Raw genomic sequence first — 23,068 nt, 5'->3', positions numbered from 1 at the left:
CTTAACGGGAGTCGTGGTGGGTTGGTTCCGGCAACTGGGGGAGGTCCCTGACATGACCCTGATTGAACCCTGTGTCACCTGCAAGATGCTTAAAGGATCTTTTATCGTCAAAGCATGGGACGCATTCTTCTGATCGCCGCGGCCGTGCTCGCCGCGCTGGTGCTCATCGGCCCGCTCCTGGGTCTCGCCTTCACCCTGCTGAAGTGGGGTCTCATCATCGGCCTCGTCGCCGCGGGCGTAATGCTTCTGTCAAAGTGGACGAAGAGGACATAGCTTCCGAACGCCGGGCGGCGCATAGTAAGTGAATGGATGCGCGGCCAGCGGTCGACGACGCCGCGCTCGGGCGTGAGGCGCTGTCCGTGCTCGACGCGAACTGGACGGGGACCGCCACCGTGCCCGCGCCCGGCCTCTACCCCCATCAATGGAGCTGGGACTCCGCGTTCGTGGCGATCGGCCTCGCCCGGCACCGCCCCGACAGGTCCCGCGCCGAGCTCCTCAGCCTGCTCGCCGGGCAGTGGGCCACCGGGATGGTCCCGCACATCGTCTTCCACACGCCCGAGGCGTACTTCCCCGGGCCGTCCGTCTGGCGCTCGCACGACCACGCCGCGGCGCCCCGCGTGCTCACCTCCGGTCTGACCGCGCCACCCGTCCACGGGCTCGCCCTGTGGTGGATCTACCGGCACACCGGGGACGTCGCGTTCGTGCGGCGCGCCTTCCCGGCGCTGGTCGCGCAGCACCGCTACCTCGCCGCCGCCCGCGACCTCGGCGGGGCCGGGCTCGCCGCGATCGTCCATCCCTGGGAGTCCGGGATGGACGACAGCCCCGCCTGGGACCGGCCGCTCGCCGCCCTGCCCGAGATCCGCTACGGCTACCGCAACCTCGACCTGGACGAACGCCACCCCGACAGCGACCACGACCGGTACGTCTGGCTCGCCCTGCGCTACCGCGACGCCGGCTACCGGGCCGAGTACCTGCGCGACGACCACCCGTTCGCCATCGAGTGCCCGCTGTTCAACGGCATCTGGCTGGCCTCCTGCCAGGCGCTGGCCGAGCTCGCGCCGCTGGCCGGCGCCGACCCCGGCCCGCACGCCGAGCAGGCCGAGCGGATCCGGCGCGGGCTGCTGGAGCGCCTCTGGGACGGCTGCTTCTACGCGCGCGACCTGCGTACCGACCGGCTCATCCCGATCTGCACGGTCGGCGGGTTCGGGCCGCTGCTCGACCCCTGGCTGCCCGGCGAGCACGTCGGCGCGCTCGTCGACGTGCTCCAGTCGGCCCGCTTCATGGGCGCGACCGGCTACCCGGTGCCGAGCTGCGAGATCCGCGCGTCCCAGTTCGACCGCACCCGCTACTGGCGCGGCCCCTCCTGGGTGAACACCAACTGGCTGCTGCGCCGCGCCGCCTCCGTGCACGGCCTCGGACCGCTGCGCGACCAGCTCACCGGCGGCACGCTGCGCCTCGTCCGGCAGGCGGGGTTCCGGGAGTGCTTCGACCCGTTCGACGGCAGCGGGCGCGGCTGCCGCGACTTCTCGTGGAGCGCCGCGCTCACCCTCGACCTGCTCGCCGATAACGTGGGGGCATGAGCCTGCTGCGCCGCCTGCCCTCCGACGTCCGCAAGTCCCTGGCCACCGAGCCGGGGGAGCGGGTGCTCACCTTCGCCGGGTCCGACGGCGGCTACGTGGTCGCGACCGACCGCGCGCTGTTCATGTCCGACGGCACGCGGGTGCCGTACGAGACGGTCGACAAGGCGGCGTGGGACGAGGAGGGGCTGCGCGTCCTCACCATGGACGGCGCCTGGCACCGCGAGCGCATCGCCGAGCCGCGGCTGCTGCCCGAGACCGTGCGGGAGCGGGTCAACTCCACGATCATCGTCAACAAGCACGTGTCGCTGCCCGGGCGGGGCGGCGTGCGGCTGGTCGCCCGGCGCCGGCCCGGCGGCGACATGCTGGGCTGGACCCTGGTCTTCGACGACGGCCTCGACCCCACCGACCCCGGCCTGCGCGCCCAGGCCGAGCAGGCCCTGGAGGGCGTACGGCGGAGCATGGGCGTCTGAGGGGCCCTTTCGGGCCTTCCCTGGCCGTCGCGCCATCTCATCGGGGAAGGGACCCGGGGCGGGCGCGTGGGCGGCCTGGAGAAGCCGCCGCACACGCCCGTCGATCTCCCGGAGGACCGGTGCCGTCCGGCGACCGGTGCGCGCGGGGACGCGCCCGTCCGGTCAGTAGGGGATACCGGTCTCGTCGGGCTTCTTCTGCCGCACGCTGTCCTCCGGCCAGCCGGTGCCCGAGTCGTGGTCGTGGCCGCCCAGGAAGGGGATCTTCTCCTGCAGCGTGCCGCCGACCCGGTCGCGGGCCACCCCGGCCACCTTCGACACCTGCGCGCCCATGACGCCCGCGGCCTCCTGCACCCTCGGGTCGTCGGCCACACGCTGGGCCATCTTCTTGATCTGCTCGTACCGCTCACGGCCCGCGCGGCTGCCGAGCACGTACCCGACGGCCAGACCGACGGCGAATGTCATTCGATATCGCATTTCGCACCTCCGCTGACACCGGGCCTACCCCGATGACGATGCGACACGCACTCCAGGAGTGCGCTAATCTAGTCCTGCGCCGAACGGAAGGGCCAAAAAAGCCCGCCGATCAGCGCGAACGAGCGATCCCGCGTAGCTCAACGGCAGAGCAGCCGGCTGTTAACCGGCAGGTTATAGGTTCGAGTCCTATCGCGGGAGCTTCGCAGTCCTGAGGGACACAGCTCAGGCCCCCTATCTGGAGACAGGCAGGGGGCCTGAGTCGTTCCGGGAGCCATGGGACGAACGACTCGCCGGTCCCGAAGAGGTGTCCATGGACGATGACCGGCCTCATCGGGTGCCGGTAGACGGTCTGGGTGGTGCGTGTCGAGCAAGTTCTCGTCACGCGCTCCAGCGCCGGGCAGCGCGATCGTTTCCTGACCGTCCGAGCGGGCTGCCGTGGAAGCCTGCCCGCCTGCCGCCGCGCCAGGGTGAGCCTGACGCGTGCGCGCCGACAGATCCCGGCTGACAGGATCTCTGCCATGAGTTACGACCTGGCTGTGTGGGGGGGCGAATGCCCATCCAGCGACGCCGAGGCTGCGCAGATGCACGAAACCCAGAGGTAGCCCAGCGCCTCGGATTGCACTGCTATGACCCGCAACTTGATCAACTTCGCACCTGATCTCGTGATCCGCTACACCGTCGTGAGTCGTGAGGCTGCGCCGGGAAGGTGTTGGGCAGCGTTCGGGCGGGCGTCTCTTGAGGCATGTCGCCGGAGTGCGGACCGACCGATGGTTCACGCTTTGTAGCGGTAAGGTCACACCTTCTTGCATTTGCCGTGACAACGCCGGGGCGAGACGCCAGGATGGGGTGGCCGCGGACAGGCCGACGGGCGGTGCGGAGAGGGGCGCCGCCGGCAGGAGCGTGCCGCCGACCCGGAATCGGCGGGGTGTTCCGTGAGAGAGAAGTGCTGGTTTCTGCGTGCGTACCTGGATCAGATCTCTCCGTCCCTTCGACTCGATCGCCGTGCAGACGCTCATCGAGCGGACCATCGACGTCCGCGAGGCCGAGCGCTTCATCAGGCTCTTCCACGCGGAGAACCCCGCCGCGGGACCCCCGCACGCCCGGCTGCGGGAGGTGGCCGCCGACATCGCGCGGTACGGCACCTACGCGCACACCTTCGCCGAGCTGGAGTTCGGCGCCCGGGTGGCCTGGCGCAACAGCAACCGCTGCATCGGCCGCCTGTACTGGCGGTCGCTGCGGGTGCGCGACCGGCGGCAGGTCACCAGCGCCGAGGGCGTCGCGATCGAGTGCGTGGAGCACCTGCGCGAGGTCACCAACGGCGGCCGGATCCGGCCCGCCATCACGGTGTTCGCCCCCGACGTGCCCGGCCGGCCCGGGCCCCGCATCCTGAACGAGCAGCTCATCCGCTACGCCGGATACCGCGCCGCCGACGGGCGGGTGGTGGGCGACCCGCGCCAGGCCGACTTCACGGAGCTGGTCAGGGCGTCGGGCTGGCGCGGCGCGGGCGGGCGGTTCGACGTGCTGCCGCTGGTCGTGCGGTCCGGGCGCGGCGGGCCCCTGCTGTGCACCCTGCCGGGCGACGCGGTCCTGGAGGTGCCGATCGTCCATCCGCACTACCGGTGGTTCGAGGAGCTCGGGCTGCGCTGGCACGCCGTCCCGGCCATCTCGGACCTGTGCCTGGAGATCGGCGGGATCTGCTACCCGTGCGCGCCGTTCAACGGGTGGTACATGGGCGCGGAGATCGGCGCCCGCAACCTGGCCGACGTGGACCGCTACGACCAGCTCCCGGTGGTGGCGGCCCGGCTCGGGCTGGACACCTCCACCGAGCGGTCGCTGTGGCGCGACCACGCGCTGGTGGAGCTGAACGTGGCGGTGCTGCACTCGTTCGAACGGGCCGGGGTGACGATGTCCGACCACCACACCGAGGCACGGCGCTTCCTGACGCACCTGGCGCGGGAGGAGAAGGCGGGACGGGTCTGCCCGGCGGACTGGTCGTGGATCGTGCCGCCGATCTCCGGCGGGGCGACTCCGGTGTTCCATCGCTACTACGACAATCCGGCGCTCACCCCGGCGTTCGTCCGCCACAAGTGACCCCTGGCTTGCCCCCCACGGCTAGAACATGATTCGGTTCACCTATGGACGAACTCGTGCTCTCCTCCACGGACCGGGGTGTGCTGACCCTGACCTTCAACCGTCCCGACCGGCTCAACGCCTGGACGGTCCCGATGGGGCGGCGCTACTTCGACCTGCTGGAGGAGGCCGCGAAGGACCCGGCCGTACGGGCGATCGTGGTCACCGGCGCGGGGCGCGGCTTCTGCGCGGGCGCCGACTTCGGCACGCTCGGCGCGATCCGCGACGGCAGCCATGACGAGGAGCTCGACCCGCGGCCGAACACGTTCCCCACGACGATCGGCAAGCCGATCGTCGCCGCGGTCAACGGCGCGTGCGCCGGGCTCGGGATGGTCCACGCGCTGGTCTGCGACGTGGTCCTCACCGCCGACGAGGCCAAGTGGACCACCGCCTTCGCGCGCCGCGGCCTGATCGCGGAGTACGGCCTGGCGTGGGTGCTGCCGCGGCTCATGGGACAGCAGCGCGCCATGGACGTGCTGCTGTCGGCCCGCGTCTTCACGGGGCGGGAGGCGTACGAGATGGGGCTGGTCAACCGGTCGGTGCCGGGGGAGAGGCTGCTCGCCGAGGCGCAGGGGTACGCCCGGGAGCTGGCCGAGCACAGCTCGCCGGCGTCGATGGCGGTGATCAAGCGGCAGGTCTGGCACGACTGGGAGGTCACGCTGGCCGAGTCGGCCGCGAACGCGGTCACCGAGATGGTCGCGTCCTTCGGGCGGCCCGACTTCGCGGAGGGCGTCGCGTCGTTCCTGGAGCGCCGCCCTCCGAACTTCCCGGCCCTGTGAGCCGGAAGCTGTGAGCCGGGCCCAGTGAACGGGGCCCGGCTCACAGGGCCGGGCCCCGATCGGCGGGTCAGGCGCGGCGGCGGGCGCCCGGGCTCGGGACCGCGGGCAGGAAGCGCGGGGCGCGCCAGCCCCGCTCCGCGTACGCGGCGGCCACGCTCTCCTGGACGCTGTCGAGACGGTCCTCGGCCACCAGGGCGATCGCCGAGCCGCCGAACCCGCCGCCCGTCATGCGCGCCCCGCGCGCCCCGCCGCGCAGGGCCGCCTCGACCGCGACGTCGAGCTCCGGCGACGACACCTCGTACTGGTCGCGCAGCGACAGGTGGGAGGCGTTGAGCAGCGCGCCGATCTCGGTGACGGCGCCCGCCCGCAGCAGGCCGATCAGCGCCTCGACCCGGTGGTTCTCGGTGACGACGTGCATGGTGCGCTTGCGCTCGTCGCCCTGGAGCAGCTCCAGCGCGCCGGCCAGGTCGGTGACGTCGCGCAGCGCCTCGACGCCGAGCTTGCGGGCCGCCGACTCGCACTCGGCGCGCCGCTTGGCGTACTCGCCGCCCGCGTGCTCGTGGTGGACGCCCGTGTCGACGATGAGGATGCGCAGCCCGTGGGAGGCCAGGTCGAGGGGGATGGTGCGCGACCCGAGCGAGCGGCAGTCGAGGAACAGCGCGTGGCCCTCCTCGCCGAGCGCCGAGGCGGCCTGGTCCATGATGCCGCAGGGCATGCCGACGAAGTCGTTCTCGGCCCGCTGCGACAGCAGGGCCAGCTCCATGGGCGTCATGCCGAGGCCGTGCAGGTCGTTCAGCGCGCAGGCGACGGCGACCTCCAGGGCGGCGCTGGAGCTGAGCCCGGCGCCCTGCGGCACGTCGCCGTCGATCGCGATGTCGGCGCCCGGCACGGGCTCGCCCAGCCGGTCGGCCAGCATGGCGAGCACGCCCACGACGTAGCGGGTCCAGCCGCGCGCGTCCTGGTGCTGTTCGATCGTGATCGGCTCGCCGTCCGACTGGAGGGACAGCAGCCGGACCGTGTGGTCGCCGCGCGGCGTGACGGCGGCCGTGACGCCCCATGGCACGGCGAAGGGCAGCACGAATCCGTCGTTGTAGTCGGTGTGCTCACCGATCAGGTTGACGCGGCCGGGCGCGTGCCAGACCGTTCGCGGGTCCGCGCCGAACGCCGCGCGGAAAGCTTCAACAACGCGCATGACCAAACACTCCTCAACAAAGGCCCGACCGTAGACTAGCGCGGGTGGAGGAGCTGCTGGATACGGACCTCGGCTCGGTCCGGGTCTTCCTGAAGCGGGACGACAACAAGGCCCGCAAGCTGCGCTACAACCTGGGCCATCCGCGCGTGCTCACCTTCGGCGGGGCCTACTCCGGCCACATCCGGGCCGTGGCCGCGGCGGGGCTGCGCCACGGGTTCGCGACGATCGGCGTCATCCGGGGCGAGGAGCGGCTGCCGCTCAACCCGTCGCTCGCGTACGCGGCCTCCTGCGGCATGACGCTCACCTACCTCGACCGGGAGACGTACCGGCGCAAGAACACGCCCGAGGTGGAGGCGGCGCTGCGGGAGCGGTGGGGCGACGTGCTGATCCTGCCGGAGGGCGGCAGCAACGCGGCGGCGGTGCGCGGCTGCGCCGAGCTGCCCCCGGAGATCGACGCCGAGTTCGCCGCCGAGTGCGAGGCCGGGACCGGGGGCGCGTACGACGTCGTCTGCTGCCCGGTCGGCACGGGCGGCACGCTGGCGGGCATCGCGGCGGGGCTGCCGGCGGGCCGGCGGGCGCTCGGGTTCGCGGTGCTGAAGGGGGCGGGGTTCCTGGTGGACGAGGTGGCGCGGCTCCAGCGCGAGGCGTACGGGCGGGTGTGGGACAACTGGTCGATCGACCTCGACCACCACTTCGGCGGCTACGCCCGCACGACGCCGGAGCTGCGCGCGTTCGCCGCGCGGCACGGGGTGGAGGAGGTGTACGTGGCCAAGATGCTCCTCGGGATCGTGTCCCGGGCGCGCGGCGGCGGCTTCGCGCCCGGCGCCCGGGTCGTCGCGGTCGTCACCGGCGAGCCCTTCCCGCCGAGATGAGCCGGGGGTGAGCCGGGGTGAGCCGGGGTGAGGGGTCAGCCCTCGACGCTGGTCGCGTGGTGCGGCGCGCCCACCGGCTTGGACTCGGGTGAGCCGCGCTGGCGTAGGTAGATCGACAGCACCACCATCGACAGCACGGCCAGCAGCTCCGACTGCCAGTTCTGCAGCGAGCGGTTCCAGAACTCCGACGAGGTCACGTACCAGCCCCAGTCGACGGGGTCGCGCAGGTCGGTGATCCGTTCGGAGTTGTAGGCCGCCAGCCCCGCCACCGACTGCGCCAGCCACGACAGCACGAAGATCGTCCCCATGACCAGCCCGAGCGAGTTGCTGTACATCCAGAGCCGCGCCCCGCGCACGCGGGCCCAGCGCGGCGAGTCCTTCTCGGCGTGCTCGCCGATGAGCTGCTCGTGGTCGGCCTCGGGGCCCTCCTCACCCGGCTTCTTCGACTCGGGCGAGCCCTTCTGCACCAACCAGACGGTCAGCACGATGAACAGCAGGAACTGGAGGTACTCCGACTGCCAGTTCTCCGCCACGTCGACCGCGAACGACGACGACGTCACGTACGCCCAGACCGACACGGGCTGGAGGCCGTTGACCAGCTGCTCCTCGTTGTAGTGGATCGCCCCCGACCACGCCTGGCCCGCGAGCGCCAGCAGGAACATCACCAGGAACGCCACCGAGAGCGCGTTCTCCTTGATCCACCTCATGCGTCCCCCTCAGCCGCGCTCACAGGTGGGCCAGCCCGATCGCGAAGAAGTACGCCAGCCCGGCCGCGATGAGCGCCAGCGTGAGCCAGAACATCACCCGCATCAGTCCTCCACCTCGCAGTCGTAGGGGAGGTCGCGCCGGGGCTCGCACCCCGCCGCCGTGACCCGCCAGCCGTCGGAGAACCGGTGCAGGAAGACCGTGTCGCCCGCCATCCGCACGAGGGCGTCGTCGCCCCACACCTCGACCCCGGTGACCCGGCCGGCCGGGCCTAGCTTCAGCGCGGCCAGCGCCTGGGCGCAGGTCTCGTCCGGGTCGGGCAGCTTCTCGGCGGTCTTGGGCGTGAGCAGGGCGCAGGCCGCCGCGTCCTGGTGCGCCGCCACGGCGGTGTGGAAGCGCGCCGCCGCGCCGGCGGGCGAGGCCGTGTCCACGCCGCACCCCGCGGTGAGCGTCAACGCGAGCCCGAGCGCGGCCACCGCGAACGGAGATCTCATGCGCCCTCTGTTACCCCGGTGTACACGAGACATGCCAGGCCGTCACGGCCGCGCCGATCGGGCTGGGCCGAAATGCCTGTGACGTGCGTGACACCTGGGTAGTTTTTTCACTCTATTGAGTGACTTGGGAGTCGATATGACGTCAGAACAGCTCGCCGCGGCCATGAAGCGTTGGGAGGAGGGAGATCTCGACGGTGCCGCCGTGCTGTTCCGGCAGATCGCCGCCACCGGCGACCCGGAGGCGTCCCATCTGCTGGCGTGCCTGCTGGAGGAGCAGGGCGACCTCGACGGCGCGGAGGCGGCCCACCGGTCGGTGATCCAGTCGGGCGATCCGGTGTTCGGCCAGCGCTCGGCCATCGCCATGGGCATGATGCTGGTCGCCGCCCGGGAGTGGCCGGCGGCCTACCGGGTGCTGACGATCGCCTCCGACGGGGCCGACTTCGAGGTGGCCGCGCTCGCCGACACGGCGCTCGTCCTCGTGCTGACCGAGCTGGGCGACGCCGCGGGCGCGACCGAGGCGCTGGAGCGGGCCCGCCGCTGCGACAGCCCCGCGGTGGCGGAGCTGGCCGAGCGGCTGGAGCTGCCCGTCTTCGAGTGGGCCGACCCCCGTACGCCGTGGGAGCTGTACGAGCGGGCGGAGGGCGAGGAGGACTACCGCGAGCTGCTGATCTGCGGCGACCCTGAGGTGGTGTCGCTGTCGGCGTTCCGGCTGTACCGGATCCACGCCGACGAGGGCGACTTCGCCGCGGCGCGGGAGGCGTGCGAGCACGCCATCGCCGTGGGCCACCCGGACCACCTCACCATGGCGTACAAGCTGCTCGGGGCGGTGCTGGTCGATCTCGGCGAGTACGCGGAGTCGGTGCAGGCGTACGCCAGGGCGGCCGAGGACCCCCGGCCGGATGTGCGCCTGCCCGCCCTCATCGAACAGGCCAAGGTCATCGCCCAGCTCGGCGACATGCCGGCCACGCGGGCGATCTTCGAGCGGGTGATCGCCAGCGGGCAGCGGGACTACGCCCTGGAGGCGCGGGCCTGCCTGGCGCAGCTCCACACCGAGGCGGGCGAGGTGGACGAGGCGCTGGCGGCGCTGCGGGCGGTGTTCGCGGCCGGGGAGTCGCCGTGGGCGTCGGTCAGCGCCACGCTCCTCGGCATGCTGCTGGAGCAGCACCCGGAGCGCCGCGGGCCGATCATCGAGCTGGCCGGGGAGGTCGCCGGGCATCCGGACCAGGACGCCGCGTTCAAGGCCGGGCTGCTGCTCGACCACGACGCCCGGCAGCGGCCGCGCGCCGACCCCGTCGAGGAGCGGGCGCTGCGCGAGGTGGACGACGCGCTCGTGCTGCTCCAGGACGGCCGCCTGGCCGAGGCCCGCGGGCTGCTGCGCCGCGCCGCCGACTCCGGCGCGGGCACCCAGGCCGTGCGCGCCATGGTGGCGCTCGCCCAGGTGGAGCTGGCTCAGGGGGATCTGGACCAGGCCGACGAGCTGCTGTCGTACGTGGCGGAGGGCGACGACGTGGTGGGCGGGTTCACGGCCGCGTTCATGCTGCACCTGCTGCGCGCGCCGGAGCCCGCGGGGGCGGGGGCGCATCCGGTGCTGCGGGCGATCCTCGACCACCAGCGGTTCGGACGCGAGGAGGGGCTGGTCGGCTACCGGACGGCCATGGAGCACCCCGACCCTGCGGTGGCGGCGATCGCCACGGCGGTGCTCGCCCAGGTGCTGGCGACGACGGGCTACGACGTGTCGGAGGCGGGCAGGCTGTTCCGCGCTGCCGCCGGTGCCGGGGACCCGCTGGCGCTGTCGTACGCGGCGCTGGTCTACCGGGAGATCCTGGAGAGCCGGGGCGAGGGCGGGGAGGCGGTCGAGCTGCTGCGCCGGGCCCGCGCGGAGGGGCACCCGGTGCTCGCCCCGTGGGTCGGGTACGCGCTGGGCGGGCTGCTCGACGGGGACGCGGAGAGCCTGGCCGAGGCGCGCCGGGCCTATGAGACGGCGCTCGGGACGGGACACCGGGGGCTGCGGGCGGAAGCGGCGGGGGCGCTGCTGCGGGTGCTGGAGCTCCAGGGGGACCTGCCGGCGGTGGCCCGGCTGCACGAACGCCTGATCGCGGAGGGCGGTGAGGAGCGGGCGGCGGCCCGGCACGCCCTGTTGCTGGGGCTGACGCGGGTCCGGCTGGACGACCTGGAGGGGGCCCGTGCGGCCTTCGCCATGGTTTCTCCGGTTTCGGGGGATGAGGTGGGGCTCGGGCGTTATGCGCGGTGCCTGCTGGACGGCGACCTGGCCGGGGCGGGGCGCGCGCTCGTCCTCCTGTCCCCGGAGGACGGGGGGCCGCTGGGCGCGCTGCTCGGCCTGGAGTGCGCGCACGCCTGGCGGCGCGCGGGGCGGGCGGGCGACGCCGACGCGCTGCTGTCCCTGCTGCTGGAGCACGGGCATCCGGAGTACCGGGAGCAGGTGGCGTGCCGGCTCGGCGCGTGGCGGGCGGAGGCCGAGGACTGGCGCGGCGCGCTGGCGGCCTGGGAGCGCGCGGTCGAGGAGAGCCGTGGGTCGGCGGCGGCGACGGGGCCGGCGGTGACGGCTTTGACCGGTATGGGGCGGGCTCTGCACCGGCTCGGTGATCCGGGCGCGGCGGCCGAGGTTCTGTCCCGGGCGCTGGGGCAGGCGGCGGGCGGGCGGGAGGCGAGCGTCAGGGGCGTCGGTGGGTCGGAGGCTGGTCTCGGGGTCGGTGGGTCGGAGACCGGTGCCGGGGTCGGTGGGTCGGAGGCCTGCGGCGGGGGCGTCGGTGAGCCCGAGGCTGGCGCCGGGGACTTCGCCGAGGTGGCGGAGGCCCGTGGCGCGGGTGCCGATGAGCCCGCGGCCGGTGCCGGGGACTTCGGTGAGGTGGCGGAGGCCGCGATGCTGCTGGCCAGGGTGCTGGCCGAGCTCGGGCGGGTGGAGGAGGCCCGTGGGCTGCTGGACACGCTGACCGGTGAGGCGGCCCCGCTGTACCTGGCCGCGTTCCTGCGCGAGGCGGGGGAGGCCACGGCCGCTCTGACGGTGGCGGAGGAGGCGGCCGATGCCGTACCGGAGGAGCTCGCCGGGTGGGCGGCGCGGGTGCTCGGCGCGGCGCGGGCGGCGGCGGGGGACCCGGAAGGGGCTCGGGCGGCGTTCGAGCGGGCCGTCGAGCTGGAACCGGACCTCACGGGAGAGATCCTGCTGGAGGGTGCGGACGCGCTGGCCGGGGCCGGTGACGAGGAGGGCGCCCGGGCCGCCTGGCGGCGCGCGGCGGAACTGGACGAGAACCCGGTCGTGACGCTCGCGGCCCGCCTGCGGCTCGGGCTGGCCACGCCGGAGGAACGCCCCGCGGCCCTGGCGGCCACCGGCGACGTGGACGGCGCCTTGGCGGCCCTGGGCGAGCTGAGGGGGCTGGGCGACCTGAGGGGGCTGGGGAGGGCGTACGCGCTCGTGCTGGAGGTGGCCCGGGAGCTGGGCGGCCGGGACGGTGAGGCGCTCTACCAGCACGTCGCCGAGCGCGCCGACGCCGGAACGGCCGCACGCGCGCGGCTCGGGCTGGGCGCGCTGCTGTCGGACGAGGGGCGTCACTCCCACGCCGAGCTGTGCCTGCGACCCGTCACCGAGACCGCCTGGCGTGGGAGCGGCGAGGCCGCCGTCCCGGGGCTTGCCGAGGCAGCCTGGCGGGGGATCGCCGTCGCCAGGCGCGGACGGGGTGACCTCGTCGGCGCCGCGGATGCCCTCGGGGCCGCGATGCCCGCCACCGCCGTCGCGCTCGCCGGCGTGCTCGACGAGCTCGGCGACCCCGAAGGCGCCGGCCGGGCCCTCGCCGCGGGGGCCGAGGCGGGCGATCTCGCCTCCCTGTGGGCCCTGATGGTCCACCTGGTACGCCACGAGCGCTACGAGGCCGCCGAGGCGGAGGCGCGGCGGGCGGTGGACACGGGCGATCCCGAGACCGTCGTGCTCGGCCACCGGGTGCGGGGCGCATGTCTCCGGGCGGCGGGCGACCTGCTGGGCGCGGCGGCGGCCTACCGCGAGGGAATCAGCGCCGTCTCCCGGGAGACCGCAGGAAACGACCCGACCGGCTCCGATGCCGCGGGCTCCGATGCCGCGGGCTCTGACGCCGCGGGCCCCGATGCTGCGGGTCCCGGCACCGCAGGCCGCGACGCCGCAGGCCGCGACATCATGGGCGGCGGGCTCTCCGCGACCTTCGTGGAGCCCGTCCTACCCGGCCCCGAGGGAGGGAGCGGCGTGCTGTCCGCGACCGGCGTGGACACCGTCCTGTCCGGGCCCGGTGTCACGGGTAGCGGTGTGTCCGCCGCGGCCGGGGTGGAGACCCACCCGTCTGGTCTCGGCGCGGGGGGCGGCGGTGTGCTTTCCGCGACAGGCGACGGGAACCTCCTGTCCCGCCCTGCCGCGGCGGGTAGTGGCGCGCCCCATGCCGCCGTCGTGGGTGGCGCGCGGGCCGATCTCGCCGTCGTTCTCGATGAGCTGGGCGACCTGGATGAGGCCGCGCGTGAGGCGCGCCTGGCCATGGCCTCCGGTGATCCCGACGCCGTGGCGCGGGCCGGGCTGCTGCTGGGCGCCCGCCTGCGGGACGCGGGCGATCTGCAGGGCGCCGCCGAGGCGTTCGCCGCCGCCGCGGCTGCCCGCACCGCGCAGGCCCGCGCCGCGATGGCCCCCACCGCGATGGCCCCCACCGCGCAGGCCCGCACCGCGATGGCCCCCACCGCGATGGCCCCCACCGCGCAGGCCCGCACCGCGATGATCCCCACCGCGCAGGCCCATACCGCGATGGCCCGTACCGCGATGGAGGAGCTGGAGGCGACCGCCCGCCTGGCGCACGAGGGTGGCGCGCACGCGCTGGCCGTGCGGGTCCTGGGGGTCATGGGTGAGGACGGCGTGGCGGTGGCGCGCGAGCTGGCGGCGAGCTGCCCGGACCCCGGCGCCGTCCGCCCCTACTACGAGCTGGCCGGCTCCGGCCCGTTCGTCGAGCTGGACGTGGCGCAGCGCCTCGCCGAGCTGGGGCGCACCGCCGAGGCGCGGGCGATGTTCGAGCGGCTCCACGAGCACGACGATCCCGGTGTGCGGTTCGTCGCCGGGGGCAGGCTGCTCGCGCTGCTCGACGCCGAGGGCGACTCCGACGCCTTCTACAGCCTGGCCGAACGGCAGGCCGGCGACGCCGACAGCCCCGCGCCGGGCGTGTTCGGCGGCCTGCTCGGCATGCTGCAGGAACGCCAGGGCGACACGGAGGCCGCCCTGCGGACGCTGCGCGAGGCGGCCGCGACCGGCGAGCCCACGGCCCTCGCCCTGCTCGCCCAGGCCCTGGTCGCCGCCGGCGAGGTGGACGAGGGCCGCCGGACCTACCGGCGGGTCCTGGACGCGGGCGACCCGGACCTGGCCGCCCGCGCCGTGATCGCCATCGGCGAGACGTACCACGACGAGGACGAGGCGGAGGCCCGCCGCTGGTACCTGCAGGCGCTGGACGCCGAGGACGGGCACACGGCGGCCGTGGCGGCGATGTACCTGGGCGCGCTGGCGAAACGGGCGCGCGACTATCCCGAGGCGCTCGGCTGGTACCAGCGGGTGATCGACTCGGGCGACCTCGAGTCGGGCATGGCGGCGGCGCACCTGGGCGAGCTGTGCCACTGGCTGGGCGACCGCGACGGGGCGCTGCGCCACTACGAGCTGACCCTGACCCTCACGGACCGGCCCGACCTGGTGGCGGAGGCGGCCTTCCGGCTGGGCGAGATCCGGTACGAGCACGGCGACCTCGCCACGGCCCGGCGCCTGCTGGAGACGGCCGTGGCCACCGGTGACGCCGCCTTCGCGCCGCAGGCGGCCGAACTCCTGGCGAGGATCGGGTGACGTTGCGATGAATTGATTGACCACATAGTCTTATCCAGTCACGAAACTGGGGTGAGACGACATGGTCAGGACGGGAAGGCCCCCGCAGGATCCGGCGAGCCGGCTGGAGCGGGCGCACCGGATCCTCGACGCCGCCGCGGAGCTGATCCTGCGCTGGGGCTACGACAAGACGACGATCGACGACGTGGCCCGGGGCGCGGGTGTCGCCAAGGGCACGATCTACCTGCACTGGAAGACCCGGGAGGCGCTGTTCTCGGCGCTGCTGCGCCGCGACCGGGTGGGCATGCTGGAGGAGGTGGCCGCCGCCGCGCCCGCCACGCTGCGCGAGCTGGTCCGCGAGCTCGCCGCGGGCCTGCTGCGCCGGCCGCTGATGACGGCGCTGATGACGGGCGACTCCGAGGTGCTGGGCAAGCTCGTACGGCAGAAGCGGCTCGGCGCGGCGGACGCCTCCCAGGTCCTGGCGGGGCAGCTGGCCGCGTTCGAGGGCTACCTGGCGGTGCTCGGCCGGCACGGCGCGCTGCGTCCCGGCCCCACGCCGGAGGAGCGGGTCTCCGTGCTGAGCGCCGTGCTCTACGGGTTCCTCATGACGCGGGGCATGCTGCCGCCCGGGTCCGAGCCCGCGGAGGAGCGGCTGCCCGCCCTGATCGCCGAGACCGTGGACCTGGCCATCGGCTCGGGCACGCCCCTGGAAGACGAGGGCGCCCGCGCCGTCCGGCAGGCCACCGCCGGCTACCTCGCCGGCATGCGCGAGATCGCGCTGACCAAACTGGCGGCGTCCCTGGACGTCCCCCTGGAGACCATGGACGCCGTCACCGGCGCAGAGGGGAGCCGGGCATGAAGGCCGTGCTGCCGTTCGACGACGAGGGCGCCGACCTGGAGACGGTGGGCGGCAAGGGCGCCTCGCTGGCGCGACTGAGCCGCGCCGGGCTGCCCGTGCCCGGCGGGTTCCACATCACCACGGCCGCCTACCGGGAGTTCACGGCGGGCTTCCGCGAGCAGCTCGCCGAGGCCGCCGTACGCCACGACACCTCCCGCGCCGCCACCCGCGACACGGTCCGCGACGCCTCCCACGACACGGTCCGCGACGCCTCCCGCGACACCGCCCGCGATGCCGCCGGCCACCCCGCCCGCGTCGCCGAGCTGTTCGAGCGGCGGGAGATGCCGCCCGGCCTGGCCGCCGAGATCCGCGCCGCCTACGACGCGCTCGGCGACGGACGGGCGGTCGTCGCCGTCCGCTCGTCCGCCACCGCCGAGGACCTGCCGGACATGTCGTTCGCCGGCCAGCAGGACACCTATCTCGGCGTCGAGCGCGACGGGCTGCTCGACGCGGTGAAACGCTGCTGGGCGTCGCTGTGGAACGAGCGCGCCGTCGCCTACCGGGAGCACAACGGCGTGCCGCACGACGACGTGGCCCTGGCCGTGGTGGTGCAGGAGCTCGTCGACGCCGACGCGGCGGGCGTCATGTTCACCGCCGACCCCGTCACCGGCGCCCGCGACCGTACCGTCGTCAACGCCTCCTGGGGGCTCGGCGAGGCCGTCGTCGGCGGCCAGGTCACGCCCGACACGGTCGTCGTGTCGGGCGGCGCCGTGACCGAGACCCGGATCGGCGACAAGGCCGTGATGACCGCGCGCGTCCCCGGCGGCACCCGGGAGCGGCCCGTGCCCGCCGAGCTGCGCCACCGTCCGGTGCTGGACGATCAGCAGGCCGTACGGCTGGCGGAGCTGGGGTCCCGGATCCAGGAGCTGTACGGCACACCGATGGACGTGGAGTGGGCCCGCCGCGACGGCGAGCTGTTCATCCTCCAGGCGCGGCCCATCACCAATCTCGCCCCCGAGGTCGAGGAGTGGAACGACAGCCTCAAGGGCGGCGAGCTGTGGACCGCCGGCAACCTCGGCGAGGCCATCCCCGACGTGATGACGCCCGCGACCTGGTCGTTCGTCCGCCTGTTCATCCACGAGGCGATGCACGCCTCGACGCTGCCCGGCTTCGACCTGGTCGGCAACATCGGCGGCCGCTTCTACATGAACCTCAGCGTGACCTTCTCCATCGCCCGCGCCCTCGGCATGGAGAGCCGGCTCGGCGCCGTGGAGCAGGTCTTCGGCAAGCTGCCGCCCGGCCTCGACGTGCCGCTGCTGACGACCTCCCGCTGGGAGATCATCAGACGGACGCTGCCCATGGCGTTGAACCTGCGCCGCCGCGTGCGCGACAACCTCAGGGGCATGCCCGCGTTCCTCGCCACCTCCCAGCGGCGGTGCGAGGAACTGCGGGCCCGGATCGCCGCCACCGCGACCGGCCCCGAGCTGGCCGCGCTCTGGGCGGACGAGATCGAGCCGCACCTCGTCACCGCCTGCCGCATGCTGGAGGCGGCCGGCCGCCAGGGCGGCGCGACGCTCGTGTGGACCCGCGACAAGCTGCGCCGCCTGGTGGGCGAGGTCGAGGCCGAGGCCATGCTGACCGGCGCGGGCGCCGGCGGCGAGCTGGCCAGTCTCGGGCCGGTCACCGGCCTGGCCTGGCTGGCCGCCGGCGAGATCGACCGCGACACCTGGGCCAGGACCTACGGGCATCGCGGGCCGCACGAGTTCGAGGTGTCCCTGCCGCGGCCCGGCGAGGACCCCGCCTGGATCGACGCGGCGCTGGCCGGCCTGCGCGACGCCGCCGAGGGCACGCGGGCGCTGCTCGAACGCCAGAAGGAGGCCCGCGACGCCGCCTGGGAGCGCTTCGCCCGCCGCTATCCGCGCCGGGTGGCGCGGATGCGGGAGCGGGTCCGCCGCTGGAACCAGGTGGTGCGCGACCGCGAGGCCACGCGCTCCGAGGTCATCCGGGCGTTCTGGGTGCTGCGCGCGTTCGTGGTGCGCGCCGGTGAGCTGACCGGGCACGGCGACGACCTGTTCTTCCTGCACCTGGAGGAGATCCTCGCCGTGCTGCGCGGCTCGTCCGGGCCGCTGGCCCGCGTCCCGGTGCGGCGTGCCACGTACGAGCGGTACGCCGCGCTGCCCCCGTACCCGGCGCTGATCGTCGGCCCGTTCGACCCGGTGCGCTGGGCGGCGGACCCGGACCGGCGCGGCGACGTGTACGACGCGCGCGGCGCGTCCGCGCCCGCCGCCGACACCGTGACCGGTTTCCCCGGCGCGCCGGGCGTCGTGGAGGGCGTGGTGCGGGTGCTGTCCGGCCCCGAGGACGGCGAGCGGCTGCGGGCCGGCGAGATCCTGGTCACGACGCTGACGAACGTGGGGTGGACGCCCATGTTCCCGCGCGCGGCGGCCGTCGTGACCGACATGGGGGCGCCGCTGTCGCACGCCTCGATCGTGGCCAGGGAGCTCGGCATCCCGGCCGTCGTGGGGACGGGCAACGCCACCATGCGGCTGCGCGACGGCGACCGCGTGCGCGTGGACGGGGAGAGGGGGACCGTAGAGCTGCTGCCCTGATCGTCAAGATCTTCCCAATCCGGGCGTTACGTAGACCGGGGCGTGCGCGGGCGGCCGGTACGGTCTGAGGCATGCGCGCCGACGGGACGGCACCGGCGATCGCCGCCGCGCTGGTGGCGACACTGGCCACGGCATGCGGCGGCGGCGCGAGCCCGCCCGCCCGCGAGGCGACCACGCCGCCCGGCACGCGGTCGCCGGCCGCGCGGGCGCCGCTCACCGAGCCCCAGGGCGCGCGCTCCCCAAGCGCGGGGCCCCAAGGCGCCCCGGGGACGCCCACCGGGCCCCAGGGCGAGCGGGCCGGCAGGCCGCTGGCCGGGAAGGTCGTCGTGATCGACCCCGGCCACAACGGCGGCAACGCCGCCCACCCCGCTCAGATCAACCGCCAGGTCGACGTCATCACCGGCCGCAAGCCGTGCAACACCACCGGCACCAGCACGGACGCCGGATACCCCGAGCACGCCTTCACCTGGGACGTCGCCCGCCGCCTGCGCCCGCTGCTCCTCGCCGAGGGCGCCAAGGTGGTGCTCACCCGGCCGGACGACGAGGGCGTCGGCCCGTGCGTCACCGAGCGGGCCGCCATCGGCAACAAGGCCAGGGCCGACGCCGTCCTGTCCGTCCACGGCGACGGGGCGGTCGCCTCCGGACACGGCTTCCACGTGATCCTGCCCGGCCTCGTCGCGGGCCACAACGACGCCATCATCCGCCCGTCCCGGCGGCTGGGGCTCGACGTGCGCGACGCCTTCCACCGCCTCACCGGCCTGCCGTACGCCACCTACACCGCCAGGAACGGCCTGTCGGTCCGCACCGACCTGGGCGGGCTCAACCTGTCGACGCGGCCGGCGGTGTTCATCGAGTGCGGGAACATGCGCAACCGCGGCGACGCCGCCAAGATGTCCGACCCGCGGTTCCGGCAACGCATGGCCGCGGCGCTCGCGGCCGGGATGACCCGGTACCTCAAGGGATGAACGCGGCGTATTCGCGGGGAATCGCCGCGCGCCTTTTCGGATCCCTTGTGCGTCTCTTTCACGACGTGGTTCGCGGGCCCCTTCCGGTTCTCCGGGAACGCCGTTTCGGTCTCGGCCGGGTGAACGCCGGCCGTAACCGCTCGCACTCGTCCAGCGCCCTCTCGCAGGCCGCCAGCTCGGCGTCGGTGTAGGCGAGCAGGTACACCGACCGCACCCGCGGCTCCGGCGGGCCCGCCAGGTGACCCACGATGGCGTTGACCATCGTGCGGACCGTGGCCTCGACCGCCGCGCCGCCCGTGCCCGCCCCGAGGATCGGCAGCAGCGCCGACCCCGCCCGGCGCTCGCCGTCGCGCACCTCCCCGGCCCGCGCCAGGGCGTTGCGCACGCAGGCGGCCAGGTTGCCGACCTGGCCGTATCCGGCGCCCGTGCCGTGCACGGCCGCCGCGTGGACCACGCCCATGACGCCGTACCGCTCGGCCAGCCCGTGGGCCCCGGTGACGACCGCCGACCCGGGCTCCACCGACGGCTGGCCGCCGAGCCGCTCGCGCAGCTCGTCGGCCACCAGGTCCTCCACGACCCGGCCGGTCACCGGGTCGCGCCGGGCGCCCTCGTACCGGATGATCGCCGAGATGGAGGTCTCGTGGAACCGGCACATCTGCATGTCCGTGTTCTCCGAGTTGACCCAGACGTCCACGCCCTTGACGCCGCGCAGGTCGCCGGTGATCACGACGAGCCGCCGGTCGGGGGCGCCGTCCAGGACGTACTCGTACGTCCTGGTCTCCTCGATGGGCGAGGGCAGCCGCAGCCGCGCCCGCAGCTCCTCGGCCTCCCGGGTGCGCCCGGCCAGCTCCGCGCGCAGCCGGTCCACCGTGGCGGCGGCCCGGGTGGTGCGCGTGCCGTACCACCACAGGAACACGAACAGCGCCACCGCGCCCGTCGCGGTGGCGCCCTTGACCCCGGCCGAGAACTCGCTCTGCGGGAAGAACGAGAAGATCAGCAGCACCGGGAACAGCGAGATCAGCAGCCAGGACACCACATAGGCCCGCTCGAAGCCGCCCCCGTCGCCGCGCCGCGACCGCCAGGCGTACCCGCCGAGACCCACGAGAAGACTGAACGCCGCCGTGGCCAGAACCACCGGCTCCGCTTTCATCCGCGCCTCCCCACCCGGATATCGGAACGGCCTTATCCGGTTTTTGCGGACCGTACGAGAAAGCGCCCGCGTGACGGGAACAGGGAATTACTCTAATCCCGGCGGGATGCCGGTATCCATTCATCCGCGGCCCGGTTACCATCGGTATTTGCTCATGCTTTCGGGCTCACGGGAGTGGTTTCTCGATGAAATCCGGCGCGGCGCGGCCAGGGCGTGAGTGGCCCGCCACGCTCGACGTCGACGGGCTCGTCGCGGACGGCTGGCGCCCCCGCCCCTTCCGGCAGTTCCTGCTCAAGATGCACAGCAGGTGCAACCTCGCCTGCGACTACTGCTACGTCTACACGCTCGGCGACCAGAGCTGGCGCTCCCAGCCGATGGTCATGTCGTCCGCCGTCGTGGCCGCCGCCGCGCGCCGCATCGCCGAGCACGCCCGCGCCCACCGGCTCCGCTCCGTCCGGGTCATCCTGCACGGCGGCGAGCCGCTGCTGGCCGGGTACGCGTACCTGGCCGACGCGATCCGCCTCATCCGCGCCGAGGCGGCCCCCGACGTGCGGGTGGACGCGGCCGTCCAGACCAACGCCGTGCTGCTCGACGAGCGGGCGCTGAGCGCCTTCCACGAGCTGGACCTCAAGGTCGGCGTCAGCCTCGACGGCAGCCCGCGCGCCCACGACCGCAACCGCCGCTACGCCGACGGGCGCGGCACCCACGCCGCCGTCGCCGCCGCCCTGCGCCTGCTGACCCGCCCCGCCTACCGCCACCTGTACGCGGGGCTGCTCTGCACGGTCGACCTGGCCAACGACCCCGTGGAGACGTACGAGTCGCTCATCGCGTTCGACCCGCCCGTGATCGACCTGCTGCTGCCGCACGGCACCTGGGAGTCGCCCCCGCCGGAGCGCACCCCCGACCAGAGCCGCGCCCCCTACGGCGACTGGCTGATCGCGATCTTCGACCGCTGGTACGGCTCCGACCGGGACGAGACGGTGGTCAGGCTGTTCCACGAGATCATCCGGCTGCTGCTCGGCGGCGCGTCGGCGAGCGAGGCCGTGGGCCTGACGCCGGCGACCCTGGTGGTGGTCGAGACCGACGGCACCGTGGAGCAGACCGACTCGCTCAAGGTCGTCGGCCACGGCGCCGCCGCGACGGGGCTCAACATCGCCGACCACCCGTTCGACGAGGCGCTGCGGCACCCGGGCATGGTGGCGCGGCAGCTCGGCTGGGCCGCGCTGGGCGAGGAGTGCCGGGCGTGCAGGTTCGGGCGGGTTTGTGGGGCGGGGCTGTACCCGCACCGGTACCGGGCGGGTACCGGGTTCCGCAACCCGTCGGTGTACTGCGCGGACCTGTACCGGCTGATCGGGCACATCCGCTCACGCGTGGTCGCCGACCTGCGGCGACCGCCCGCACCTGTGGAGGGGGCATGACGGCGGGGCCGGGTGCTTGTGGCGCGCTGCCGGCCGAGGCGTTCGCGGCCCTTGCGCGGGGCGGCGGCGGGGCCGCCGCGGCCGGTCATCTGCGCGCCTCCGAGCGGGGCCGGCACATGCTGCTGATCCTCGGGGTGGTGGAGGCGGCCAGGCGGGCCGGCCACCCGCACGCGGGGGCGGCGGAGCGGGCGTACGCGGCGCTGGCCGCCCTGGAGCGGACGGCGCCGGCGGCGGTGGACACGCTGATCCGCTATCCGGCGGTGGGGGCGTGGGCCCGCGCCACAGCCGGCGCCCTGCTGCTGGGGACGGGCGCGGCGGGCCCACTGGAGGCGGGCGCGGTCCCACTGAAGGCGGGCACGGCGGGTGCGCTGGAGGCGGGCGAGACCGGCCCGCTTGAGGCGGGCGCGGCGGCCCTGCGAGGGACGGGCGCGGTGGCGTGGGGTGGGCATGATCCGGCGCGGCTGGGGGCCGTGGCCGCGGCGGCGGCGGTCCGGGCGGGGCTGCCGTACGAGGGGGAGGCGCCGGTCGCCGCCGGGCACCTCACACTGCCGTCCCTGGGACGCCTCGCCGTGCCGGGAGAGGACGGCCTCGTACGCCTCACCGTGCGCCCCGGAGACCGCCTGACCGCGGGCCCGGCCGAGGTGACCGTCGCCGACCTGACCGCGGCCGACCTGACCGCGGCCGAAGTGACCGGGGCCGGGATGGCCGGGGCTGACAAGGCCGCCGCGGGCGAGGCGGCTGGGCGTCGCCGCGGGACGGCCCCGGGCGCGGACGCGGAGCCGCCCGCCTGGTGCCGGCTCCACCGCCTGACCGCCGAGACCGGCGGGCGGCGGCTCGCCGTCCTCCTCGACGACCTCGACCCGTACCGCTGGCCGGCCGGTTCGGTCCGGCGCGGCCCCCTGCCCGGCCCCGAACGCGAGACCCTCGCGGCGCGCCTGCGCGACGCCTGGCGCCTCCTCCAGGCCGGCCACCGCACCCTGGCCGAGGAGACCGCCGCGATCGTCACGGTCCTCACCCCGATCGACGCGCCCGAGCGTGACCGCACGCGCAGCGCCTCCTCGGGCGACCACTTCGGCACGCTCGCCCTGTCGGCGCCGCCCGACGGGCTGTGGCTGGCCGCCACGTTCGCCCACGAGGTGCAGCACGCCAAGCTGGGCGCGCTGCTGACCCTCGTCCCGCTGCTGCGGCCGGACGACGGGCGCCGCTTCTACGCCCCGTGGCGCGACGACCCCCGGCCCGCGCACGGTCTGCTCCACGGCGCGTACGCCTTCCTGGGCGTGACCGGGTTCTGGCGGCGGCAGAGGAACCTGCCGGCGGACGAGCAGGACCGGTTCCGCGCCGAGGTCGAGTTCGCCCGCTGGCGGGAGGCGGCGTACGAGGCCACGGGGACGCTCGCGGCGAGCGGGCTGCTGACGGAGGCGGGGGAGGCGTTCGTGGCGGGCATGCGCGGCACGCTGGAGGGCTGGCTGAAGGAGCCCGCGCGGGAGCGGGCGGACGCGGCGGCCCGCCACGAGTCCGACCGCCACCGCGCCCGCTGGAACGCCGCCCACTCCTAGCGCCGCGCCCTC

At 74.6% G+C, this 23,068-nt stretch carries 17 protein-coding genes and 1 tRNA gene; 13 read left to right on the top strand and 5 right to left on the bottom strand.

All coding sequences use genetic code 11. The features are described from left to right. Positions 1–114 precede the first annotated feature (114 nt). The 3 genes from HD595_RS04340 to HD595_RS04330 are packed head-to-tail and all read left to right on the top strand — an operon-like array spanning position 115 to position 2,050. Positions 115–273, top strand: coding sequence for a hypothetical protein (locus tag HD595_RS04340; protein ID WP_253765813.1), 159 nt, complete (start codon positions 115–117; stop codon positions 271–273). Positions 274–305: 32 nt separating this feature from the next. Beyond that, on the top strand, positions 306–1,580 hold the full coding sequence (locus HD595_RS04335) for an amylo-alpha-1,6-glucosidase (RefSeq protein ID WP_253765811.1): 1,275 nt from the start codon (positions 306–308) through the stop codon (positions 1,578–1,580). After that, positions 1,577–2,050: a hypothetical protein gene (locus HD595_RS04330; protein WP_253765809.1), complete on the top strand. Its 474-nt coding sequence runs from the start codon at positions 1,577–1,579 to the stop codon at positions 2,048–2,050. The genes HD595_RS04335 and HD595_RS04330 overlap by 4 nt, the downstream gene beginning before the upstream one ends. Positions 2,051–2,212: 162 nt before the next feature. Here the strand turns inward: HD595_RS04330 and HD595_RS04325 are convergent, their stop codons facing one another. Next, the gene (locus HD595_RS04325; RefSeq protein WP_253765808.1) at positions 2,213–2,524 is read right to left on the bottom strand and encodes a YtxH domain-containing protein; all 312 of its coding nucleotides are present in this window, start codon (positions 2,522–2,524) and stop codon (positions 2,213–2,215) included. A gap of 126 nt (positions 2,525–2,650) precedes the next feature. On the opposite strand from HD595_RS04325, the gene HD595_RS04320 reads away from it, so the two are divergent. The 3 genes from HD595_RS04320 to HD595_RS04310 all read left to right on the top strand — a co-directional run bounded on the left by HD595_RS04320 (position 2,651) and on the right by HD595_RS04310 (position 5,433). Continuing rightward, positions 2,651–2,722: transfer RNA gene (locus HD595_RS04320), tRNA-Asn, on the top strand. Positions 2,723–3,481: 759 nt separating this feature from the next. Further along, positions 3,482–4,615, top strand: coding sequence for a nitric oxide synthase oxygenase (locus HD595_RS04315; RefSeq protein WP_253765805.1), 1,134 nt, complete (start codon positions 3,482–3,484; stop codon positions 4,613–4,615). Positions 4,616–4,659: 44 nt separating this feature from the next. Further along, positions 4,660–5,433, top strand: coding sequence for an enoyl-CoA hydratase-related protein (locus HD595_RS04310; protein ID WP_253765803.1), 774 nt, complete (start codon positions 4,660–4,662; stop codon positions 5,431–5,433). A gap of 67 nt (positions 5,434–5,500) precedes the next feature. Here the strand turns inward: HD595_RS04310 and galK are convergent, their stop codons facing one another. Then, positions 5,501–6,625: a galactokinase gene (gene galK / locus HD595_RS04305; protein WP_253765801.1), complete on the bottom strand. Its 1,125-nt coding sequence runs from the start codon at positions 6,623–6,625 to the stop codon at positions 5,501–5,503. 44 nt (positions 6,626–6,669) lie between these two features. Here galK and HD595_RS04300 point away from each other — a divergent pair, with 44 nt between their 5' ends. Then, the gene (locus tag HD595_RS04300; RefSeq protein ID WP_253765799.1) at positions 6,670–7,497 is read left to right on the top strand and encodes a 1-aminocyclopropane-1-carboxylate deaminase/D-cysteine desulfhydrase; all 828 of its coding nucleotides are present in this window, start codon (positions 6,670–6,672) and stop codon (positions 7,495–7,497) included. A gap of 35 nt (positions 7,498–7,532) precedes the next feature. Here the strand turns inward: HD595_RS04300 and HD595_RS04295 are convergent, their stop codons facing one another. Together HD595_RS04295 and HD595_RS04290 are read right to left on the bottom strand one after the other, a co-directional pair. Continuing rightward, positions 7,533–8,204, bottom strand: a complete 672-nt coding sequence (locus HD595_RS04295) for a DUF6766 family protein (protein ID WP_253765797.1) — start codon at positions 8,202–8,204, stop codon at positions 7,533–7,535. 102 nt (positions 8,205–8,306) lie between these two features. After that, positions 8,307–8,696 carry a hypothetical protein gene (locus tag HD595_RS04290; protein WP_253765795.1) on the bottom strand — a complete coding sequence of 130 codons (390 nt, stop codon included), beginning with the start codon at positions 8,694–8,696 and terminating at the stop codon, positions 8,307–8,309. 136 nt (positions 8,697–8,832) lie between these two features. On the opposite strand from HD595_RS04290, the gene HD595_RS04285 reads away from it, so the two are divergent. From HD595_RS04285 to HD595_RS04270, 4 genes are all read left to right on the top strand, one after another. Beyond that, on the top strand, positions 8,833–14,541 hold the full coding sequence (locus tag HD595_RS04285) for a tetratricopeptide repeat protein (protein WP_253765793.1): 5,709 nt from the start codon (positions 8,833–8,835) through the stop codon (positions 14,539–14,541). Between the two features lie 61 nt (positions 14,542–14,602). Continuing rightward, on the top strand, positions 14,603–15,379 hold the full coding sequence (locus HD595_RS04280; RefSeq protein WP_253765790.1) for a TetR/AcrR family transcriptional regulator: 777 nt from the start codon (positions 14,603–14,605) through the stop codon (positions 15,377–15,379). After that, on the top strand, positions 15,376–17,967 hold the full coding sequence (locus HD595_RS04275) for a PEP/pyruvate-binding domain-containing protein (RefSeq protein ID WP_253765788.1): 2,592 nt from the start codon (positions 15,376–15,378) through the stop codon (positions 17,965–17,967). The genes HD595_RS04280 and HD595_RS04275 overlap by 4 nt, the downstream gene beginning before the upstream one ends. Before the next feature lie 71 nt (positions 17,968–18,038). Next, entirely contained in the window at positions 18,039–18,932 is an 894-nt protein-coding gene (locus HD595_RS04270; RefSeq protein ID WP_253765786.1) for an N-acetylmuramoyl-L-alanine amidase, read from the top strand. A 58-nt stretch (positions 18,933–18,990) separates the two neighbouring features. Here the strand turns inward: HD595_RS04270 and HD595_RS04265 are convergent, their stop codons facing one another. Then, on the bottom strand, positions 18,991–20,082 hold the full coding sequence (locus HD595_RS04265; protein WP_253765784.1) for a macro domain-containing protein: 1,092 nt from the start codon (positions 20,080–20,082) through the stop codon (positions 18,991–18,993). Between the two features lie 185 nt (positions 20,083–20,267). On the opposite strand from HD595_RS04265, the gene HD595_RS04260 reads away from it, so the two are divergent. Together HD595_RS04260 and HD595_RS04255 are read left to right on the top strand one after the other, a co-directional pair. Further along, complete coding sequence (locus HD595_RS04260) at positions 20,268–21,500, top strand: FxsB family cyclophane-forming radical SAM/SPASM peptide maturase (protein WP_253765782.1); 1,233 nt, start codon at positions 20,268–20,270, stop codon at positions 21,498–21,500. Then, positions 21,497–23,056, top strand: coding sequence for an aKG-HExxH-type peptide beta-hydroxylase (locus HD595_RS04255; RefSeq protein ID WP_253765780.1), 1,560 nt, complete (start codon positions 21,497–21,499; stop codon positions 23,054–23,056). The genes HD595_RS04260 and HD595_RS04255 overlap by 4 nt, the downstream gene beginning before the upstream one ends. Positions 23,057–23,068 lie beyond the last annotated feature (12 nt).

It is taken from the genome of Nonomuraea roseoviolacea subsp. carminata, assembly GCF_024172185.1.
Lineage (GTDB): Bacteria > Actinomycetota > Actinomycetes > Streptosporangiales > Streptosporangiaceae > Nonomuraea > Nonomuraea roseoviolacea.
The sequence above is the reverse complement of the archived record's forward strand: the minus strand, read 5'-3'. Positions and strand labels throughout refer to the sequence as shown.

Bases quoted from the DNA above. Each gene is read 5' to 3' on its own strand.
- galK (WP_253765801.1), bottom strand. From the start codon at position 6,625: ATGCGCGTTGTTGAAGCTTTCCGCGCGGCGTTCGGCGCGGACCCGCGA.
- HD595_RS04280 (WP_253765790.1), top strand. From the start codon at position 14,603: ATGGTCAGGACGGGAAGGCCCCCGCAGGATCCGGCGAGCCGGCTGGAG.
- HD595_RS04275 (WP_253765788.1), top strand. From the start codon at position 15,376: ATGAAGGCCGTGCTGCCGTTCGACGACGAGGGCGCCGACCTGGAGACG.
- HD595_RS04270 (WP_253765786.1), top strand. From the start codon at position 18,039: ATGCGCGCCGACGGGACGGCACCGGCGATCGCCGCCGCGCTGGTGGCG.
- HD595_RS04335 (WP_253765811.1), top strand. From the start codon at position 306: ATGGATGCGCGGCCAGCGGTCGACGACGCCGCGCTCGGGCGTGAGGCG.
- HD595_RS04325 (WP_253765808.1), bottom strand. From the start codon at position 2,524: ATGCGATATCGAATGACATTCGCCGTCGGTCTGGCCGTCGGGTACGTG.
- HD595_RS04255 (WP_253765780.1), top strand. From the start codon at position 21,497: ATGACGGCGGGGCCGGGTGCTTGTGGCGCGCTGCCGGCCGAGGCGTTC.
- HD595_RS04340 (WP_253765813.1), top strand. From the start codon at position 115: ATGGGACGCATTCTTCTGATCGCCGCGGCCGTGCTCGCCGCGCTGGTG.
- HD595_RS04330 (WP_253765809.1), top strand. From the start codon at position 1,577: ATGAGCCTGCTGCGCCGCCTGCCCTCCGACGTCCGCAAGTCCCTGGCC.
- HD595_RS04285 (WP_253765793.1), top strand. From the start codon at position 8,833: ATGACGTCAGAACAGCTCGCCGCGGCCATGAAGCGTTGGGAGGAGGGA.
- HD595_RS04265 (WP_253765784.1), bottom strand. From the start codon at position 20,082: ATGAAAGCGGAGCCGGTGGTTCTGGCCACGGCGGCGTTCAGTCTTCTC.
- HD595_RS04310 (WP_253765803.1), top strand. From the start codon at position 4,660: ATGGACGAACTCGTGCTCTCCTCCACGGACCGGGGTGTGCTGACCCTG.
- HD595_RS04295 (WP_253765797.1), bottom strand. From the start codon at position 8,204: ATGAGGTGGATCAAGGAGAACGCGCTCTCGGTGGCGTTCCTGGTGATG.
- HD595_RS04290 (WP_253765795.1), bottom strand. From the start codon at position 8,696: ATGAGATCTCCGTTCGCGGTGGCCGCGCTCGGGCTCGCGTTGACGCTC.
- HD595_RS04260 (WP_253765782.1), top strand. From the start codon at position 20,268: ATGAAATCCGGCGCGGCGCGGCCAGGGCGTGAGTGGCCCGCCACGCTC.